Source organism: Pseudomonas sp. Irchel s3b2 (assembly GCF_900187445.1).
Taxonomy (GTDB): domain Bacteria; phylum Pseudomonadota; class Gammaproteobacteria; order Pseudomonadales; family Pseudomonadaceae; genus Aquipseudomonas.
The window spans coordinates 150,798-168,671 of record NZ_FYEB01000002.1 but is presented as its reverse complement, the minus strand read 5'-3'; the positions used below and the strand labels follow the sequence as shown (position 1 = coordinate 168,671).

Here is a 17,874-nt window from a genome sequence, read left to right as displayed (position 1 = left end):
AACGCGGCGATTCAGTGATTACTCAGACACTTCGGTTCAAGCCTTTGGCAGGTCCATTCTGTAACCCGCCCCAGGCGCTCCTTCATGCATCGCCGCTTGAATGTCCGCATACAAGGCGTTCGCCTCAGTGGTGGTGATTGATCGCGAACAATCGCGCAGCACCACGCGTAAAAGCACATTTTCCTGGCCCGGCAGCAGCCCGAGCCGTTCAATTGCCTGCGCGGGTAAATCCGAGAACTCCCACCGTCCCTGGACTTGCATCTCCTCGATCCAGTCAGAGCAGTCGCCGGCCGCCTGCAACATTCTTTCAGTCAACACTTCCTCGCTCAGGCCCGGCGTTACCGCCAACGAAATGTCACGAGCAATCGACGGCAAACGAGATACCGCCGTCCATGGATTCAGATCATACATCTGCGCCTGCACTCGCACGTTCTGATCGCGCAGCAAGCGAATATCCGGAATGCCTTTTCGCAACATCGTCAGGCGATCCAGCCCCATCCCGAGCGCCAACCCTCCATGATGCTGCGGGTCTATGTTCAAGCGCTCCAGCAAAGACCTCGCAATACGACCACACTCCAGCACCTCAACCGGAGCCCCATCATTCAAGACATTCACTTCGATTCCGCCCTCTGTGTAGTGATGCGGACTATCGCTGTAGACCCAACGCTTGTCAGGAACGGCGGACTTAAGGATATCGCCGACCAAACGCAACAGATGTTCGTGCGTCGCCAGTTCCGGATCACCCAGAACCCAAATATCCATTTGATGCGGTTCAGCGCAATGCCAACGATCCCGACTATCACGACGGAAAGTAATACCTGGTGCTGCCAGCAATATCGTTTGTCCCGGCTGTCGCACCTGAGCCGCTCGCTGAAGCGCTGCCGGGATCTGGCTGGTGGTTTGTGTCCGCAATAACGAGTGCTCATCGACCCAACGGGTGTGTTCACTCCCCAGCGTAACCTCTGTCGGGTCATAACCGAGTAAACCGTAATTTTCTTCAGCAGAGACAATCCTCGGCCCGGTTTGTAGTTGCGCTTGAGGCCAACCTTTTTCAGAGAGTCCTTTGAGGATTTCATTTAGCAGCAGGTGGACTGCGTGATCGGGATCTTTTGTTTCGGTTAGATCAGCCAGTAACAGGGCTTGTTTAAGTGCGGCGTCTGTAACAGTTTTCCTTGAAGACGTGTCCATGCTCTTTCTCTCGACAATGGGTCCTTGCCGACAAGGTACACAGCCGTTGGGGTGTATAGCCGTAGAGCGGGAAAAATCAGAAGGGGCTGACAGCCCAGTCTTACTCCGCAAACGTGCAAATTTAGAAGGAGTTTATGTGTAGGTCTCGGTTCGCTTGATATTTTCCTGGGCAAGCCCGCTCCACATTTGATCAGTGTCGTACACAAAATTTGTGTTCTCTGGAGATCCAAGTGGGAGCGAGCCTGCTCGCGATGAACGATTACACGGTTTCCCGGTGGTTACTTGGACACCTTGACGTTATCCAGCATCCGGTTCACTGCCAGTTCCGCCAACATGATGACCTGTTGAATCGCCATCGCCGTGTGCCGATGTGGCCCTTCCAGATAACCCGCGAAGTCGCTGGTCATGACGCTGGCCGAGGCGAGTGATTCGCAAGTGTGCGCCAGCAGGTCTTCATCTCTGATATCCGGCGCGACCATGAACATGGTGCTCGGTTTGCGGGCGACCGGGGATTTGAGGATGGAGGGGTTGAGGTAGTGATCGAGGGCGCGGTCGGCGGCTTCGTGGAGTTTTCTTGAATCGAGTGATTCGTAGGGGGATGCCGGATCGGTGTCTGGCGGATTGGGCGTAATTTTGCACATAGTATTCTTTTCCTGATGGGCAGCCACGCCTCGCTACTAATACGAGGGGTGGCGGCTGTACGCAGGTTAGTAGACCGGGGAAAAGAAGAAAGCCGGCGCACCCGAGGGCGCCCTACGCACAGCCACCATCAAATACAGGCATGGAAATACCTGTCTGACGGACGCTCGTGCGACCTTCTCATACCACGGGCTACTAAACCCGATCACTGGGAATCAGTGACGGAAATCAAGTTACCGAGGGTGTCCATAGCGCACAAGCCGGCGGATTCTGGCGTAGTCGTAGGCAATGCCGCAAGGTGCTGTAGCTTTCAGGAAGTAACTCTAAACACCTTTAAACAGGCACTTCGAGCTGGTTCCTATATCGCGGGCAAGCCCGCTCCCACAGGTTTTTGTGGTGGCTGTTACTGCGCGGTGGCCTTCAGGCCGGTGAGCAACAACCGCTGAAACAAATCCTCTTTCAGCCCTTCCGGTTTCGTCAGCTGCATCCTTTCCAGATGCACCGGAAATTCCGAAGCCGCTGGCGCATCCAGCGCCGCCTTGCCCAATTCCAGAATCTCTGTGAGCTTGAACTTGCTCTTCAACCAATTCAGCGCCCGCAATAAGTCCCGTTCCTCAGCAGTGAAATCGCAGCCCAGCGGATATTCCGGAAACAGATTCGAATGCCGACCCTGAATAGCCTGCAAACGCTGTGGGCTGTTGTCGGCGAAACGCGGATCGAGGCGAAAATGCTTCGGCAATTTGCCAATGCTCTGCGCCTGCTCAATCAGTCCCGACTGGAAACGTGAGTCGCTGATGTTCAGCAACGCCTCGATCACCGCTGCGTCGGTCTTGCCCCGCAAATCGGCGATGCCGTACTCGGTGACGACGATGTCCCGCAGATGCCGTGGAATCGTGCAGTGGCCGTATTGCCAGACGATATTCGAACTGACTTCACCGCCCGACTCGCGCCAACTGCGCAGCAGCAGGATCGAGCGCGCGCCTTCGAGCGCATGACCCTGGACGACGAAGTTGTATTGCCCGCCGACACCGCTCAGCACCCGCCCGTCTTCGAGTTGATCGGCCACGCCGGCGCCGAGCAGGGTCATGATGAAGACCGTGTTGATGAAGCGCGCATCGAGACGTTGCAAGCGTTTGAGTTCTTCCTGACCGTAGAGCTCGTTGATGTAACTGATGCGGGTCATGTTGAATTCGAGCCGTTTGCCTTGAGGCATCTCCCGCAGGCGCTCATAGAAACTGCGCGGCCCGAGGAAAAACCCGCCATGCACGCAGATCCCGTCGGTTTGTGCGGCCTCATTCAGCGTGCCGGCATTCGCCTGCTGCTGGGTCGGCACGTCCGGGTAGACCTTGCGCCGCACGATCCCGGCGTCGGCCAACACCAGCAAGCCGTTGACGAACATTTCGCTGCAACCGTAAAGGCCCCTGGCGAACGGTTCGATGCCTCCTTCGCGCTCAATCAATTGCGCCCACTGGCTGAGATTCAAATCCGTCAGCAACGCCTTGTAACCGTCACTGTCAGCCTGCCGCGCCAGCAACGCCGCCGTCAGGGCATCGCCCATGGCGCCGATGCCGATTTGCAAGGTGCCGCCGTCGCGCACCAGCGTGCTGGCGTGCAGCCCAATGAAATGATCCTGAAAGCCCACCGGCATGTTCGGCGTGGAAAACAGCGTGGTGCTGTCCTTCGCGTCGATCAGCAGGTCGAAGGTGTCGATGCCGATTTCCGCGTCCCCCGGCATGTACGGCAAATCGTTGTGTACCTGCCCCACCATCAGGATCGTTTCCCCCGCCGCCCGGCGTTTGGCAATCATCGGCAACAGGTCGAGGGTGATGTCCGGGTTGCAACTCAGGCTCAAGCGATCGGGCTGCTCGGCATGGCTGGCCACCAGTTGCGCCACCAGGTTCAAACCAGCGGCATTGATGTCCCGTGCGGCATGGCTGTAATTGCTGCTGACGTAATCCTGCTGGGCCGGTGCGCTGTTAAGCAGGCTGCCGGGTTGCAGGAAGAATTGAAGGACGTGAATGTTGCTCGGCAGGCTGTCGCGATGCAGGTCGGCGAGAAAATCCAGTTCCGGGTAATCGCCGAACACCCGTTCGATGAAGGGTTCAAGGAAGCGCTTTTGCAAGCCGTCGCCCAATGGCGGGCGTCCGAGGCACAGGGCGGTGTAGATCGTCAGTTGCCGTTCGGGCAGTTGCGCGATCCGTCGATACAGCGCGTTGACGAAGTGATTGGGCTTGCCCAGCCCCAGCGGCAATCCCATGTGAATGTGCGCCGGCAATCGCGCCAGGACGTCATCGACCGCCTGTTCGATAGAACACAACTGCACCATCTGATCCTCCCGCCGTTCCATGAATTGGGGTTGGGTCTTTGCAGCAAAGAATAGCTTCAGGGAAAAATCGCAGATACAAAAAAGCCGCTCGAAAGCGGCTTTTCGTTGAAGACCGGGCTTACTTCAGGCCAGACATCTTCTGGATGGCGCCCTTGAGATCGGCATCGGAGCAATCGGCGCAGGTGCCTTTTGGTGGCATCGCGTTGATGCCGGAGATGGCTTTCGCCAGCAAACCGTCAAGGCCGCCTTCTTTCTTGGCGCGCTCGCCCCAGGCTGCAGCATCGCCGACTTTCGGTGCGCCTAACAGGCCGGTGCCGTGGCATGCGTTGCAATGTTTTGCAATCACTGAGTCAGGAGTTTTGGCATCACCACCACCCGCAGAAGCAGCAACTTCCATCCCCTTGCACTCTTTGCCCTGAACACAGACTTGACCAACAGGTTCAAGGCGCTTGGCGATTTCATCGTTGGTCGCAGCTTGTGCGTTGACAGCCCAGAGGGCCAATACGGTTGCTGGTACGGCCAGCATTTTCATAATTAGGTTCACGCGTACACCCTCAATGGTGGCTAGTCACGCCTACGGCCACGGTTCGCAGGCGGGCGCAAGTATAGCGGTAAGCCCGCCACACTGAAACAACCCCAAAGTCGAAGGGGTTTTATCGTGGAGTGGGAATACAGCAAGGGCGTCTCCACTATCCGGGCAGGACGCCTTTTCTTTTAGAAATTCGCTGGTGTGGCTGCGCTGATTAGTCGCGCCGGGGCATCGAACGGATTACGGAAGCGGTGCGGCTTGGTACTTTCAAAGTAGTAGCTGTCGCCGGCTTCGAGCACAAATGTTTCGAGCCCGACCACCAGTTCCAGCCGACCTTCCACCAGAATTCCGGTTTCCTCACCCTCATGGGTGAGCATCTCGTCACCGGTGTCGGCGCCTGGCGGGTAGATTTCGTTGAGGAACGCGATAGCCCGGCTCGGGTGAGCCCGACCGACCAGTTTCATGGTCACTGCCCCATCGGAAATATCGATCAGCTCGTGGGCTTTGTAGACGATCTGAGTCGGTTTTTCCTGCAGGATTTCTTCGGAAAAGAACTCGACCATGGACATGGGAATCCCACCCAGCACTTTCCTCAGCGAACTGATCGAGGGGCTGACGCTGTTCTTCTCGATCATCGAAATGGTGCTGTTGGTAACACCCGCGCGTTTGGCGAGCTCACGCTGGGAAAGACCTTTGAGCTTACGGATCGATTGCAGTCGTTCACCGACGTCCAATGCTGGAGCCTCCAGGGATTCAGGTTGCAGGAATATTGAGCGTTATCATGGCGACAGCGTTCAGTATTTACAACACTTGGGCCTGAATCCGGTTTGGCGAAGCGACTTTCGGTCGGGAACGTTTTTCGTCAGGCCCCGGAATAGAGCAGCGGCACTCGACGCAGGTTGCAGAAGATCTGGTAAGGAATCGTGCCCGCGGCGGCCGCGATGTCACTGGCGAGGATATTTTTACCCCACAACTCGACGGGCGAACCGAGACCGGCTTGCGGCACGTCGGTCAGGTCGACGCAGAGCATGTCCATCGATACCCGGCCCAGTAACTGACTACGCTGCCCGGCCACCAACACCGGCGTGCCGCTCGGCGCCTGGCGCGGATAACCGTCGGCATAACCCATGGCCACCACGCCCACGCGCATCGGCTTGGTGGTGACGAATTTCGCGCCGTAACCAATTGGCTCGCCGGCCGGCAGTTCACGCACGCTAATCACTTTCGATTCCAGGGTCATCACCGGTTGCAGGCGAGACGCCACGGCATTGACCTCTTCGAACGGTGTCGCACCGTAGAGCATGATGCCCGGGCGTACCCAATCGCTCGGAATCTGCGGCCAACCGAGCACCGCCGGCGAATTACACAGGCTGATTTCAGCCGACAAACCCTGACGCGCCGCTTCGAACACCGCGACCTGCTCGGCGCTGGTCTGGCAATGCAGTTCATCGGCGCGAGCGAAGTGACTCATCAGCACGATCTTCGCCACTTTGCCGCTGGCCAGCAGCCGTTGATAGGCCGCCTGGTAATCCGCCGGGTGCAAGCCAACCCGATGCATGCCCGAGTCGAGCTTGAGCCAGACCGTGATCGGTTTGCTCAACGTGGCTTTTTCGATGGCTTCGAGCTGCCATAGCGAATGCACCACGCACCAGAAGTCATGCTCGACGATCAGCGACAGCTCATCGGCTTCGAAAAAACCTTCGAGTAACAACACCGGCGCACGAATCCCGGCGGCGCGCAGCTCCAACGCTTCTTCGATGCACGCCACGGCAAACCCGTCCGCCTCGGCTTCCAGTGCCTGGGCGCAGCGCACCGCGCCATGGCCATAGGCATCGGCCTTGATCACCGCGAGGGCCTTGGCCCCCGTGACTTCACGGGCGATCCGGTAGTTGTGACGCAGGGCTTGAAGGTCGATCAGGGCACGGGCTGGACGCATGGCGGCAGACTTCTAGTCGGTCATTGGAATAAAAAACCGGCGCTGGCTGACAGCGTGAACCGCCAACAGCACCGGGAGAGGGATTTTTCTGGCTGAGCGTTATGGCAGCGCGGCGACAACCGACAGCTCGACCAGGATTTGCGGTTCGCACAGCTTCGATTCGACCGTCGCGCGGGCCGGGGCGACGCCTTTTGGCAGCCACTGGTCCCACACCGAATTCATGCCTTCAAAGTGCGCGTCGATGTCTTTCAGGTAAATCGTCACCGACAGCAGACGGCTCTTGTCGGTCCCGGCCAGATCCAGCAAGCGCTCGATGTTGGCGAGGGTTTCACGGGTCTGCTGTTCAATCCCGGCGCTCATGTCATCGCCGACCTGCCCTGCCAGATACACCGTGCTGTTATGGACAACGATCTGGCTCATGCGCTCATTGGTGAGCTGGCGCTGGATTGACATGTTTTGCGGACTCCTTGAGTTTGTTGCCGTAACGGGAAATACCGAGGCCTTCGGCGCTGATCTGCGGGGTTCTTTTCGCCATCAGGTCAGCCAGCAAACGACCGGAGCCACAGGCCATGGTCCAGCCGAGCGTGCCGTGGCCCGTGTTCAAGAACAGGTTTTTGAACGGCGTAGCCCCGACAATCGGCGTGCCGTCCGGAGTGGTCGGACGCAGGCCGGTCCAGAAACTTGCCTGGGCCAGATCGCCGCCCTGAGGATAAAGGTCGTTGACGATCATCTCCAGGGTTTCGCGCCGACGTGGGTTCAACGACAGGTCAAAACCGGCAATTTCCGCCATGCCGCCGACGCGGATGCGGTTGTCGAAACGGGTGATCGCGACCTTGTAAGTCTCGTCGAGAATAGTCGAAGTCGGGGCCATCGCCGGGTTGATGATCGGCACGGTCAGTGAATAGCCTTTGAGCGGATACACTGGCGCCTTGATCCCCAACGGCTTGAGCAATTGCGGCGAGTAGCTGCCGAGGGCCAGCACGTAGCGGTCGGCGGTTTCCAGCTTGCCGTCGATCCACACGCCGTTGATGCGATCACCGGCGAAGTCGAGGCGCTGAATGTCCTGGCCGAAACGGAATTCCACACCCAGTTTCGTGGCCATCTCGGCCAGGCGGGTGGTGAATATCTGGCAATCGCCGGTCTGGTCATTCGGCAGGCGCAAGGCACCGGCGAGGATATCGGTGACACTGGCCAGGGCCGGTTCGACCCGGGCAATGCCCGCGCGGTCGAGCAGTTCGAACGGTACGCCGGACTCTTTCAGCACCGCGATGTCTTTGGCGGCGCCATCAAGCTGCGCCTGGGTGCGGAACAGCTGGGTAGTCCCCAGGCTGCGGCCTTCGTAGGCAATGCCGGTTTCGGCGCGCAATTCGTCGAGGCAGTCGCGGCTGTACTCGGACAGGCGCACCATGCGCTCCTTGTTCACCGCGTAACGGCTGGCGGTGCAGTTGCGCAGCATCTGCGCCATCCACAGGTATTGGTCGATGTCGGCGGTGGCCTTGATCGCCAACGGCGCGTGACGCTGCAATAGCCACTTGATGGCTTTGAGTGGCACGCCCGGCGCGGCCCACGGCGAGGCATAACCCGGCGAAACCTGCCCGGCGTTGGCGAAACTGGTTTCCATGGCCGCTGCTGGTTGACGATCGACCACCGTCACTTCAAAGCCGGCCCGTGCCAGATAATAGGCACTGGCGGTACCGATGACGCCGCTACCCAAGACCAGAACGCGCATTTTCATATCCCTCATCGCGGCTTACCGCTGACGTTTATTGTGCAGACCGAAGATGTGGGCAGTTTAAAAAAGATTAGCCAGTGCTTTTCACTATATAAGTGCTTATATTTGGCGACAATTCTCGGCAAAAACCCTTTTCACGGAGGCGCATCCCCTATGCGGACCAACACTCAGACCAAACGTGAGCTGGACAAGATCGACCGCAACATCCTGCGGATCCTGCAAGCGGACGGGCGCATTTCCTTCACCGAGCTGGGGGAAAAGGTCGGGCTCTCCACCACGCCCTGCACCGAGCGGGTACGGCGACTGGAGCGCGAAGGGATCATCATGGGCTACAACGCCCGCCTGAATCCGCAGCATCTGAAGGGTAGCCTGCTGGTGTTCGTCGAGATCAGCCTCGACTACAAATCCGGCGATACTTTCGAAGAGTTCCGACGCGCGGTGCTGAAATTGCCCCACGTGCTGGAATGCCATTTGGTGTCAGGGGATTTCGATTATCTGGTGAAGGCGCGGATTTCCGAGATGGCCTCGTACCGCAAACTGCTGGGCGATATCCTGCTCAAGCTGCCGCATGTGCGCGAATCCAAGAGCTATATCGTGATGGAAGAAGTGAAAGAGAGCCTGAACCTGCCGATTCCGGATTGAGCCTAGACAGATCATTCCCACTCTCCGCGTGGGAATGCCTCAACGGACGCTCCGCGTTCGGCTCTTGGGACGCAGAGCGTCCCGGGCTGCATTCCCACGCAGAGCGTGGGAACGATCAAACGAGGACCTGCCGGGTGCTGGCCATGTACTCATGAATCTGCTTCTCGACCCGCGGATGGATCAGCTCCGCCGGCCGTCGCCCGTTGGGGCATGGCAACGTCTTGGTAGTACCGAACAGCCGACAGATCAGCGGTCGTTCGTCATACACCGTGCAGCCGTTGGGGCCCAGATGGACGCAATTGAGTTCATCCATCGCCGCATCCTGCTCGGCCCGGGTCTTGCGCGGCAGACGGGACATTTCTTCGGGCGAGGTGGTCACCGGCCCACAACAGTCATGGCAGCCGGGCACGCACTCGAAAGAGGGAATCTGCTGGCGCAGGGTGCGAATTTTCTGGCTGTTGCAACTCATCGAAGCGGCGACCGAATGCGAAATAGACCGGGATTCTGACGCAAAAGCCCCGATCCAGACAGCGCCAACCGACCGGTGTTGCCCGTGTCCGAAGCGGCGGCTTATGCTCCGTCAACTTTTTCAAACACACGAACTCAGGATGACGCACATGAACGCCCCCGTTCAGCAACCAGCCCCGAGCCATCAACACGCGGCCTCTTATTACGCCGCCAGCAGCCTGCCGCAACCCGATCTTGCGGTGCTCACAGGTGAGCTGGTTGCGGACGTATGCGTGGTGGGCGGTGGGTTCTCCGGGCTGAACACCGCGATTGAATTGGCCGAACGTGGCTTCAGCGTGGTGCTGCTGGAAGCGCACAAGATCGGTTGGGGCGCCAGCGGACGCAATGGCGGGCAATTGATTCGCGGCGTCGGCCATGGCCTCGATCAGTTCACCAACGTGATCGGCGTCGATGGTGTGCGCCAGATGAAATTGATGGGGCTGGAAGCGGTGGAAATCGTCCGACAGCGGATCGAGCGTTTTCAGATCCCTTGCGACCTGACCTGGGGTTACTGCGACCTCGCCAACAAAGCCCAGGACCTGGAAGGCTTCGCCGAAGACGCCATCGAGCTGCACAACCTCGGTTACCGTTACGAAACCCGCCTGCTGCAAGCCAATGAAATGCACAGCGTGGTGGGTTCCGATCGCTACGTCGGCGGCTTGATCGACATGGGCTCCGGGCATCTGCACCCTTTAAACCTGGCACTCGGCGAAGCGGCTGCCGCTCGGCAATTGGGCGCGAAGCTGTTCGAACGATCGGCGGTGACCCGCATCGATTACGGCCCCGAGGTCAAAGTCCACACAGCCCAGGGCTCGGTCCGTGCCAAGACGTTGGTGCTGGGTTGTAACGCCTACCTTAACGATCTCAACCCGGAACTCGGCGGTAAAGTACTGCCCGCCGGCAGTTACATCATCGCCACCGAACCCTTGAGTGAAGAGCAGGCTCACACAGTGCTGCCGCAAAACATGGCGGTCTGTGATCAACGGGTGGCGCTGGATTACTACCGACTCTCGGCGGACCGACGCTTGCTGTTCGGCGGCGCCTGCCATTATTCAGGACGCGACCCGAAAGACATCGCCGCCTACATGCGACCGAAGATGCTGCAGGTATTCCCGCAACTGGCCGGAGTGAAAATCGACTTTCAATGGGGCGGGATGATCGGCATCGGCGCCAATCGCCTGCCGCAGATCGGCCGGCTCAAAGAGCAGCCGAATGTGTATTACGCCCAGGCTTATTCCGGTCATGGGTTGAACGCTACACACTTGGCGGGCAGGTTGTTGGCGGAGGCCATCAGTGGTCAGCAGAGTGGAGGGTTCGATCTGTTTGCCAAAGTGCCACATATCACCTTCCCCGGTGGCAAACATTTGCGTTCGCCGTTGTTGGCGTTGGGGATGCTTTGGCATCGGATGAAGGAGTTGGTCTGATCGGCTAGCTGTGTTCTGACAGGCCCCATCGCGGCATAGGTATCTACACAAATCCCAATCCTGGTCTATAAAAGGACGGCATGGATATCAAATGACCGGACTAGATGCCCGACTGACAAAACGATACGACGAGTTAGTCATGGGACACAGTAATGGACTACCGGCTTTGGCCTTTGCGCAGACTCAAGCACTTTGGAGATTCTTGAGCAATGACCGGGTCAGACCTGTAGATCTGGTCAAACACTTGCTGGCCCTGGCCCATGAGGGGTGCCAAAACGATTGCGATGATTACACCCCTGCACTACACCCCACAGGAACTGGCGGGTTTTGCGAAAGAAGCCATCGGCTGGGTGGCCAGCCGATGACTTTAGAGATGTGTAGATACCCCATGCTCGTCGCGGGCAAGCCTGCACACAGTTTGATCTGCACCCAAAAAGTTGGACACCAATCCTAATTTTGGGGTCAGATCAGTTTTTTTATGTAACTGGATTTCAGCAACGGCCTTCGAGAATCGCTGCGTAGCCTTCGCGGAAACTCGGATATTTCGGTTCCCAGCCCAACGCCTTCGCCCGGGCATTGCTGCAGCGTTTGCTGCCAGCACGACGCACGCTCGCATCCTCGGCCCATTCGGTCACGCCCAGATACTCACGCAACCAGCCCACCACCTCTGCCAACGGCGCGGGCGCATCGTCGACGCCTATATAGACATCATCCAGCGTCACACCACGCTGATCCGCCTCGAGCAGGAATGCCAATAACCCCGCCGCATCGTCGACGTGAATGCGGTTGGCATACAACGGTGGATCGATCACCACGCGATATCCGCGACGAACCTGAGTCAGCAGCCATTCGCGCCCCGGTCCGTAAATGCCGGTCAAGCGCACGATGCTGGCCGGGATGCCGCTATTAAGGGCAACCTGCTCGGCTTCGAGCATCACACGCCCAGAATAGCCAGCCGCCACGGCCGGCGAGGTCTCGTCGACCCACTCGCCCTCCTGCTGGCCATAAACACTACTGCTGGAAACGAACAGCAGGCGTTCGGGCACCTGCCCGTAGTCGTCCAGCCACTCCAGCACATGCCGCAAGCCCTGAACATAGGCGGCGCGGTAACCGGCTTCATCGTGATCGGTCGCGGCCGCGCAATACACCAGGTAATCCACCGCACCGATTGGCCAGGTCGCCGGACAGTCTTTATTGAACAGGTCGCCGGCAACGCCAATCACACCCTCGGGCAGACGTGAGACGTCGCGCCGCAAGCCGTGAACCTCCCACCCCGAAACCAGCAATTGCGTGGCCAGACGACTACCGACATCACCACAGCCGGCGATCAAAACAGTAGGCGCGGACATCAGAAAACTCCTATTGGAAAGCTACAGACTAGCGCCGGCAAAGGTCACGCGGCTAGCAATGAAGGAAAAAAAGATACTCTATTACTTTTGTTAACAAGAATTACTTGCAATAATGCCCGCCACTTTTGTTCTCGGCCTCACGAGGCCTGGAAGAACATTTACCGTCTTTTCCTTTCAGGTCCGGCCAGCATGACACCCAATCAATTCCCCGCTTCGCCAACCAAACGACCTCGCGCCTGGAGCGCAGTGGCCGCCCTGCTGCTCAGCCTGATGCTGGCGCCGACCGCCGCCTTCGCCGATGCACAAGCACCGGTCACGCAGCCTGCTGCCGCTCAAACACCCGTCGCGCCTGCCGTGACACCTGCCGCGACCGATCCGGTCCAGGCCGTAGACGCCGCCGATGTGCCGGAAGTCCTCGAAGCCGACAACACACTGGGCATGGCCCATGACCTGTCGCCGTGGGGCATGTACCAGAATGCCGACATCATCGTGAAGATTGTGATGATCGGTCTGGCCATTGCTTCGATCATCACCTGGACTATCTGGATCGCCAAGGGCTTCGAGCTGATGGGCGCCAAGCGTCGTCTGCGCACTGAAATCGCTCACCTGAAAAAAGCCGCCACCCTTAAAGAAGCCAGCGCAACAGCGGCCAAAGAAGGCACCCTCGCCAACTTGCTGGTCCACGACGCACTGGAAGAAATGCGCCTGTCGGCCAACAGCCGCGAAAAAGAAGGCATCAAGGAACGCGTGAGCTTCCGCCTCGAGCGCCTCGTCGCCGCCTGCGGTCGCAACATGAGCAGCGGCACCGGCGTGCTGGCCACCATCGGTTCCACCGCGCCGTTCGTCGGCCTGTTCGGCACCGTGTGGGGCATCATGAACAGCTTCATCGGCATCGCCAAAACCCAGACCACCAATCTCGCTGTCGTAGCGCCCGGCATCGCCGAAGCCCTGCTGGCGACCGCGCTGGGCCTGGTTGCAGCGATTCCTGCGGTGGTCATCTACAACGTCTTCGCCCGCTCCATCGCCGGTTACAAGGCGCAAGTGTCCGACGCCTCGGCAGAAGTCCTGCTGCTGGTCAGCCGTGACCTCGACCACCTGCCGACCGAGCGCAGCTCGCAACCGCACATGGTGAAAGTGGGGTAATCGGCCATGGGCCTGCATTTGAAAGAAGGCGCAGACGACGATCTGGCCGAGAACCACGAAATCAACGTCACGCCATTCATCGACGTGATGCTGGTGCTGTTGATCATCTTCATGGTGGCGGCTCCGCTGGCCACCGTGGACATCAAGGTCGACCTGCCTGCTTCCACCGCCAAACCGGCGCCGCGACCAGAGAAACCGGTGTTCCTCAGCGTGAAAGCTGACCAGCGCCTGTTCCTCGGCGAAGACGAAGTGAAGGCCGAGACCCTTGGCGCCACACTCGACGCCAAGACGAAGGGCAAGAAAGACACGACGATCTTCTTCCAGGCTGACAAAGGCGTGGACTACGGCGACCTGATGAGCGTGATGGACGCCCTACGTGCCGCCGGTTACCTGAAGGTCGGCCTGGTCGGACTCGAGACGGCAGCCAAGAAATGATCAACACGCGCCAAAAGCTGACGCGTTACAGCGGGAGCCTGGCCGTGGTGCTGGGCGTCCATGCACTGGCCATTGCGCTGGCGCTGAACTGGACGTCGCGCCCGCCGATCGAACTGCCGCCGCAGGCGATGATGGTCGAACTGGCGCCGGTTCCGGCCCCGCCACCACCCGCACCGCCGAAGGTGATCACGCCGCCGCAGCCACCGGCCCCGGTGGAAGAACTGCCGATCCCGAAGCTGGCAGAAGCGCCGAAGGCCGAGATTGCCGTGCCCAAGCCGGTCAAACCCAAGCCCAAGCCTCAACCGCCCAAGCCTGTGGAGAAAAAACCGGAACCGCCAAAGGAAAAGCCTTCCGAGGAAAAACCGAGCGACGCGCAACCGACCCAGGCACCGACGGAGAAATCCGCTCAGCCGGCACCCGGTCCATCCCCCGCACAGCAAGCCGCCAAGGCCAGCTGGCAAGGCACCCTGCTCGCGCACCTGGCCAAGTACAAAAAGTACCCGGCCAGTGCCCAGGCGCGAGGCAAGGAAGGCTTGAACCGTCTGCGTTTCGTGGTGGATGCTGAAGGCAATGTGTTGTCGTTCGAACTGGTGGGCCGCTCCGGCAACGCCGATCTGGACCGGGCCACCCTGGAAATGATCCGCCGCGCCCAACCACTGCCCAAGCCACCGGCCGACATGCTGAACAACGGCACCATCGAAATTACTGCACCGTTTGTTTACTCGCTGGAACGCCGCCGCTAAGACACCGCCGAACCACTGTAGGAGCGAGCTTGCTCGCGAAGGAGGCGAACGATAGCTTGAAGCCTGACACCCCGCGGCGGTCTCAGGCTTTTCGCGAGCAAGCTCACTCCTACACACACTCCGTCTGATAACGTGCGTCTATCGATTGCAGCCGGTATGCTTGGCCCGCAACTTCATGGACGCTTGCTATGACTCTGACAGAATTACGCTACATCGTTACCCTCGCCCAAGAGCAGCACTTCGGCCACGCGGCCGAGCGTTGCCACGTCAGCCAGCCGACCCTGTCGGTGGGCGTGAAAAAGCTTGAAGACGAACTCGGTGTGCTGATTTTCGAGCGCAGCAAGAGTGCCGTGCGCCTGACCCCGGTCGGCGAAGGCATTGTCGCCCAGGCACAGAAAGTCCTGGAACAGGCCCAAGGCATCCGCGAACTGGCCCAGGCTGGCAAGAACCAGCTGACCGCCCCGCTGAAAGTCGGCGCGATCTACACCGTCGGCCCGTACCTGTTCCCGCACCTGATTCCACAACTGCACCGGGTCGCTCCGCAGATGCCGTTGTACATCGAAGAAAACTTTACCCACGTGCTGCGCGACAAACTGCGCAACGGCGAGCTCGACGCGATCATCATCGCCCTGCCGTTCAACGAAGCCGACGTGCTGACCTTGCAGCTCTACGACGAGCCGTTCTACGTCTTGATGCCGGCCCAGCACCCGTGGACGCAAAAAGAATCCATCGACGCCGCCCTGCTCAACGACAAGAGCCTGTTGCTGCTCGGCGAAGGCCATTGCTTCCGCGATCAGGTGCTGGAAGCCTGCCCGACGCTGACCAAGGGCAACGACGGTGCCAAGCACACCACGGTGGAATCCAGCTCACTGGAAACCATCCGCCACATGGTCGCGTCCGGCCTCGGTATTTCGATCCTGCCGCTGTCGGCGGTGGACAGTCATCACTACGCTCCCGGCGTGATCGAAGTGCGCCCACTGAGCGCGCCCGTGCCGTTCCGCACCGTGGCCATCGCCTGGCGCGCGAGCTTCCCGCGGCCGAAGGCGATTGAAATCCTTGCCGATTCCATTCGCCTGTGCTCGGTGGCCAAGCCGCCAGCACCGGTGGTTGCCGGTTAAGTCGCTGCCATGACCGAGTTGTCGCAAGTGTCGGTGACGGCACTCAAGGGTGTCGGCGAAGCCATGGCCGAGAAACTGGCCAAGGTCGGCCTGGAGAATCTTCAGGACGTGCTGTTCCATCTGCCGTTGCGCTATCAGGACCGCACTCGCGTGGTCCCGATCGGCCATTTGCGACCGGGTCAGGATGCAGTGATCGAAGGCACCGTCAGCGGTGCCGACGTGGTCATGGGCCGGCGCCGCAGTTTGGTTGTCCGTCTGCAGGACGGTACCGGCGGGCTCAGCCTGCGCTTCTATCATTTCAGCAACGCCCAGAAAGAAGGCCTCAAACGCGGCACGCGCATCCGCTGCTACGGCGAAGCGCGGCCCGGTGCGTCGGGGCTGGAGATCTACCACCCGGAATACCGCGCCATCACCGGCGACGAGCCGCCGCCGGTGGATGAAACCCTGACCCCGGTCTACCCGCTCACCGAAGGCCTGACCCAACAACGCCTGCGCCAACTGTGCATGCAAACCCTGACCCTGCTCGGCCCTAGCAGCCTGCCCGACTGGCTGCCGACCGAACTGGCCCGGGACTATCAACTGGCGCCGCTGGCCGATGCGATCCGCTACCTGCATCACCCGCCCGCCGATGCCGATGTCGACGAACTCGCCCTCGGTCATCACTGGGCCCAGCATCGGCTGGCCTTCGAAGAACTGCTGACCCATCAACTGTCCCAGCAGCGCCTGCGCGAAAGCATGCGTGCTCTGCGCGCGCCGGCCATGCCAAAAGCCACGAAGCTGCCCGCTCAGTATTTGGCCAACCTCGGCTTCACACCGACCGGCGCCCAACAACGGGTCGGCAACGAAATCGCTTACGACCTCAGTCAGCACGAACCGATGTTGCGGCTGATTCAGGGCGATGTGGGTGCCGGCAAAACCGTGGTCGCCGCCCTCGCCGCACTTCAGGCGCTGGAAGCGGGTTATCAGGTCGCGCTAATGGCGCCCACTGAAATCCTCGCCGAACAGCACTTCATCACCTTCAAGCGCTGGCTCGAACCGCTGGGCATTGAAGTCGCATGGCTCGCCGGCAAGCTCAAGGGCAAGAACCGCATAGCCGCGCTGGAGCAAATCGCCAATGGTACGCCGATGGTGGTCGGCACCCACGCGCTGTTCCAGGACGAAGTGCAATTCAAGAACCTGGCGCTGGCGATCATTGACGAACAACACCGCTTCGGCGTGCAGCAGCGCCTGGCATTGCGACAGAAAGGCGTCGGCGGGCGGATGTGTCCGCACCAGCTGATCATGACCGCCACGCCAATCCCACGGACGCTGGCCATGAGCGCCTACGCCGACCTCGACACCTCGATCCTCGACGAACTGCCGCCCGGCCGTACGCCCGTAAACACGGTATTGGTCACCGATACCCGGCGCGTCGAAGTGATCGAACGGGTGCGCGGTGCCTGCGCCGAAGGGCGACAAGCCTATTGGGTATGCACGCTGATCGAAGAGTCTGAAGAGCTGACCTGCCAGGCCGCCGAAACCACTTTTGAAGACCTCACCGCCGCCCTCGGCGAGTTGAAAGTCGGCTTGATCCACGGCCGCATGAAGCCCGCCGAGAAAGCCGCGGTGATGGCCGAGTTCAAGGCCGGCAACCTGCAACTGCTGGTCGCCACCACGGTGATCGAAGTCGGCGTCGACGTGCCCAACGCCAGCCTGATGATCATCGAAAACCCCGAACGCCTCGGGCTCGCGCAACTGCACCAACTGCGTGGCCGTGTCGGTCGGGGCAGCGCCGTCAGCCACTGCGTGCTGCTTTACCATCCGCCGCTGTCGCAGATCGGTCGTCAGCGGCTGGGTATCATGCGTGAAACCAACGACGGTTTTGTCATCGCCGAAAAAGACCTCGAACTACGCGGCCCCGGCGAAATGCTCGGCACGCGCCAGACCGGTCTGCTGCAATTCAAGGTCGCGGACCTGATGCGCGATGCCGATTTGCTGCCCGCCGTACGCGACGCCGCCCAGGCATTGCTCGAGCGTTGGCCGGATCACGTCAGCCCGCTGCTCGACCGCTGGCTACGCCATGGGCAGCAATACGGCCAAGTGTGAGCACTGTCGCAGTTTCTGGGCCCTGGCTTTAAACAAGCTGGTTATACTCCTGCAATTGTTTGCAAACGGATACAGACC

At 60.0% G+C, this 17,874-nt stretch carries 17 protein-coding genes; 7 read left to right on the top strand and 10 right to left on the bottom strand.

All coding sequences use genetic code 11. The features are described from left to right. Positions 1-36: 36 nt before the first annotated feature. The 8 genes from CKW20_RS07585 to dadA all read right to left on the bottom strand — a co-directional run bounded on the left by CKW20_RS07585 (position 37) and on the right by dadA (position 8,347). Positions 37-1,188 (bottom strand): hypothetical protein, encoded by a 1,152-nt coding sequence (locus CKW20_RS07585; RefSeq protein WP_095052387.1) that lies wholly within the window; start codon positions 1,186-1,188, stop codon positions 37-39. 278 nt (positions 1,189-1,466) lie between these two features. After that, a complete protein-coding gene (locus CKW20_RS07580) occupies positions 1,467-1,829 on the bottom strand; it encodes a DUF6124 family protein (RefSeq protein ID WP_095052386.1) in 363 nt (120 codons plus the stop codon). A 401-nt stretch (positions 1,830-2,230) separates the two neighbouring features. After that, positions 2,231-4,153: an acetyl-CoA hydrolase/transferase C-terminal domain-containing protein gene (locus tag CKW20_RS07575; RefSeq protein WP_095052385.1), complete on the bottom strand. Its 1,923-nt coding sequence runs from the start codon at positions 4,151-4,153 to the stop codon at positions 2,231-2,233. A gap of 118 nt (positions 4,154-4,271) precedes the next feature. Further along, a complete protein-coding gene (locus CKW20_RS07570) occupies positions 4,272-4,685 on the bottom strand; it encodes a cytochrome c5 family protein (protein WP_256585005.1) in 414 nt (137 codons plus the stop codon). Positions 4,686-4,867: 182 nt separating this feature from the next. Then, on the bottom strand, positions 4,868-5,416 hold the full coding sequence (locus CKW20_RS07565; protein WP_007894746.1) for a cupin domain-containing protein: 549 nt from the start codon (positions 5,414-5,416) through the stop codon (positions 4,868-4,870). A 128-nt stretch (positions 5,417-5,544) separates the two neighbouring features. Further along, positions 5,545-6,618 carry an alanine racemase gene (gene alr / locus CKW20_RS07560; protein WP_095052383.1) on the bottom strand — a complete coding sequence of 358 codons (1,074 nt, stop codon included), beginning with the start codon at positions 6,616-6,618 and terminating at the stop codon, positions 5,545-5,547. A gap of 99 nt (positions 6,619-6,717) precedes the next feature. Then, positions 6,718-7,071 (bottom strand): RidA family protein, encoded by a 354-nt coding sequence (locus CKW20_RS07555; RefSeq protein ID WP_030132425.1) that lies wholly within the window; start codon positions 7,069-7,071, stop codon positions 6,718-6,720. After that, positions 7,043-8,347: a D-amino acid dehydrogenase gene (gene dadA / locus CKW20_RS07550; RefSeq protein ID WP_095052703.1), complete on the bottom strand. Its 1,305-nt coding sequence runs from the start codon at positions 8,345-8,347 to the stop codon at positions 7,043-7,045. The genes CKW20_RS07555 and dadA overlap by 29 nt, the downstream gene beginning before the upstream one ends. A 156-nt stretch (positions 8,348-8,503) precedes the next feature. Here dadA and CKW20_RS07545 point away from each other — a divergent pair, with 156 nt between their 5' ends. Next, a complete protein-coding gene (locus CKW20_RS07545; protein ID WP_003206849.1) occupies positions 8,504-8,992 on the top strand; it encodes an Lrp/AsnC ligand binding domain-containing protein in 489 nt (162 codons plus the stop codon). 115 nt (positions 8,993-9,107) lie between these two features. On the opposite strand, the gene CKW20_RS07540 is transcribed toward CKW20_RS07545, so the two are convergent. Beyond that, positions 9,108-9,461 carry a YkgJ family cysteine cluster protein gene (locus CKW20_RS07540; RefSeq protein WP_030132427.1) on the bottom strand — a complete coding sequence of 118 codons (354 nt, stop codon included), beginning with the start codon at positions 9,459-9,461 and terminating at the stop codon, positions 9,108-9,110. A 148-nt stretch (positions 9,462-9,609) separates the two neighbouring features. Here CKW20_RS07540 and CKW20_RS07535 point away from each other — a divergent pair, with 148 nt between their 5' ends. Beyond that, complete coding sequence (locus CKW20_RS07535; RefSeq protein WP_095052382.1) at positions 9,610-10,923, top strand: FAD-binding oxidoreductase; 1,314 nt, start codon at positions 9,610-9,612, stop codon at positions 10,921-10,923. 491 nt (positions 10,924-11,414) lie between these two features. On the opposite strand, the gene CKW20_RS07530 is transcribed toward CKW20_RS07535, so the two are convergent. Then, positions 11,415-12,272, bottom strand: a complete 858-nt coding sequence (locus CKW20_RS07530; RefSeq protein ID WP_095052381.1) for an SDR family oxidoreductase — start codon at positions 12,270-12,272, stop codon at positions 11,415-11,417. A 189-nt stretch (positions 12,273-12,461) separates the two neighbouring features. Between CKW20_RS07530 and exbB the strand changes: the two genes are divergently transcribed. The 5 genes from exbB (at position 12,462) to recG (ending at position 17,796) form a co-directional block, all read left to right on the top strand. Then, a complete protein-coding gene (exbB, locus tag CKW20_RS07525; protein WP_095052380.1) occupies positions 12,462-13,415 on the top strand; it encodes a tonB-system energizer ExbB in 954 nt (317 codons plus the stop codon). Positions 13,416-13,421: 6 nt separating this feature from the next. Beyond that, entirely contained in the window at positions 13,422-13,850 is a 429-nt protein-coding gene (gene exbD, locus CKW20_RS07520; protein WP_038980717.1) for a TonB system transport protein ExbD, read from the top strand. After that, positions 13,847-14,593 (top strand): energy transducer TonB, encoded by a 747-nt coding sequence (locus CKW20_RS07515; RefSeq protein WP_030132454.1) that lies wholly within the window; start codon positions 13,847-13,849, stop codon positions 14,591-14,593. The genes exbD and CKW20_RS07515 overlap by 4 nt, the downstream gene beginning before the upstream one ends. A 188-nt stretch (positions 14,594-14,781) precedes the next feature. Then, on the top strand, positions 14,782-15,711 hold the full coding sequence (locus CKW20_RS07510; RefSeq protein WP_007894647.1) for a hydrogen peroxide-inducible genes activator: 930 nt from the start codon (positions 14,782-14,784) through the stop codon (positions 15,709-15,711). A gap of 9 nt (positions 15,712-15,720) precedes the next feature. After that, the gene (gene recG, locus CKW20_RS07505) at positions 15,721-17,796 is read left to right on the top strand and encodes an ATP-dependent DNA helicase RecG (protein WP_095052379.1); all 2,076 of its coding nucleotides are present in this window, start codon (positions 15,721-15,723) and stop codon (positions 17,794-17,796) included. Positions 17,797-17,874 lie beyond the last annotated feature (78 nt).

Bases quoted from the DNA above. Each gene is read 5' to 3' on its own strand.
- CKW20_RS07585 (WP_095052387.1), bottom strand. From the start codon at position 1,188: ATGGACACGTCTTCAAGGAAAACTGTTACAGACGCCGCACTTAAACAA.
- CKW20_RS07580 (WP_095052386.1), bottom strand. From the start codon at position 1,829: ATGTGCAAAATTACGCCCAATCCGCCAGACACCGATCCGGCATCCCCC.
- CKW20_RS07575 (WP_095052385.1), bottom strand. From the start codon at position 4,153: ATGGTGCAGTTGTGTTCTATCGAACAGGCGGTCGATGACGTCCTGGCG.
- CKW20_RS07570 (WP_256585005.1), bottom strand. From the start codon at position 4,685: ATGAAAATGCTGGCCGTACCAGCAACCGTATTGGCCCTCTGGGCTGTC.
- alr (WP_095052383.1), bottom strand. From the start codon at position 6,618: ATGCGTCCAGCCCGTGCCCTGATCGACCTTCAAGCCCTGCGTCACAAC.
- CKW20_RS07555 (WP_030132425.1), bottom strand. From the start codon at position 7,071: ATGTCAATCCAGCGCCAGCTCACCAATGAGCGCATGAGCCAGATCGTT.
- dadA (WP_095052703.1), bottom strand. From the start codon at position 8,347: ATGCGCGTTCTGGTCTTGGGTAGCGGCGTCATCGGTACCGCCAGTGCC.
- CKW20_RS07545 (WP_003206849.1), top strand. From the start codon at position 8,504: ATGCGGACCAACACTCAGACCAAACGTGAGCTGGACAAGATCGACCGC.
- CKW20_RS07540 (WP_030132427.1), bottom strand. From the start codon at position 9,461: ATGAGTTGCAACAGCCAGAAAATTCGCACCCTGCGCCAGCAGATTCCC.
- CKW20_RS07535 (WP_095052382.1), top strand. From the start codon at position 9,610: ATGAACGCCCCCGTTCAGCAACCAGCCCCGAGCCATCAACACGCGGCC.
- CKW20_RS07530 (WP_095052381.1), bottom strand. From the start codon at position 12,272: ATGTCCGCGCCTACTGTTTTGATCGCCGGCTGTGGTGATGTCGGTAGT.
- exbB (WP_095052380.1), top strand. From the start codon at position 12,462: ATGACACCCAATCAATTCCCCGCTTCGCCAACCAAACGACCTCGCGCC.
- exbD (WP_038980717.1), top strand. From the start codon at position 13,422: ATGGGCCTGCATTTGAAAGAAGGCGCAGACGACGATCTGGCCGAGAAC.
- CKW20_RS07515 (WP_030132454.1), top strand. From the start codon at position 13,847: ATGATCAACACGCGCCAAAAGCTGACGCGTTACAGCGGGAGCCTGGCC.
- CKW20_RS07510 (WP_007894647.1), top strand. From the start codon at position 14,782: ATGACTCTGACAGAATTACGCTACATCGTTACCCTCGCCCAAGAGCAG.
- recG (WP_095052379.1), top strand. From the start codon at position 15,721: ATGACCGAGTTGTCGCAAGTGTCGGTGACGGCACTCAAGGGTGTCGGC.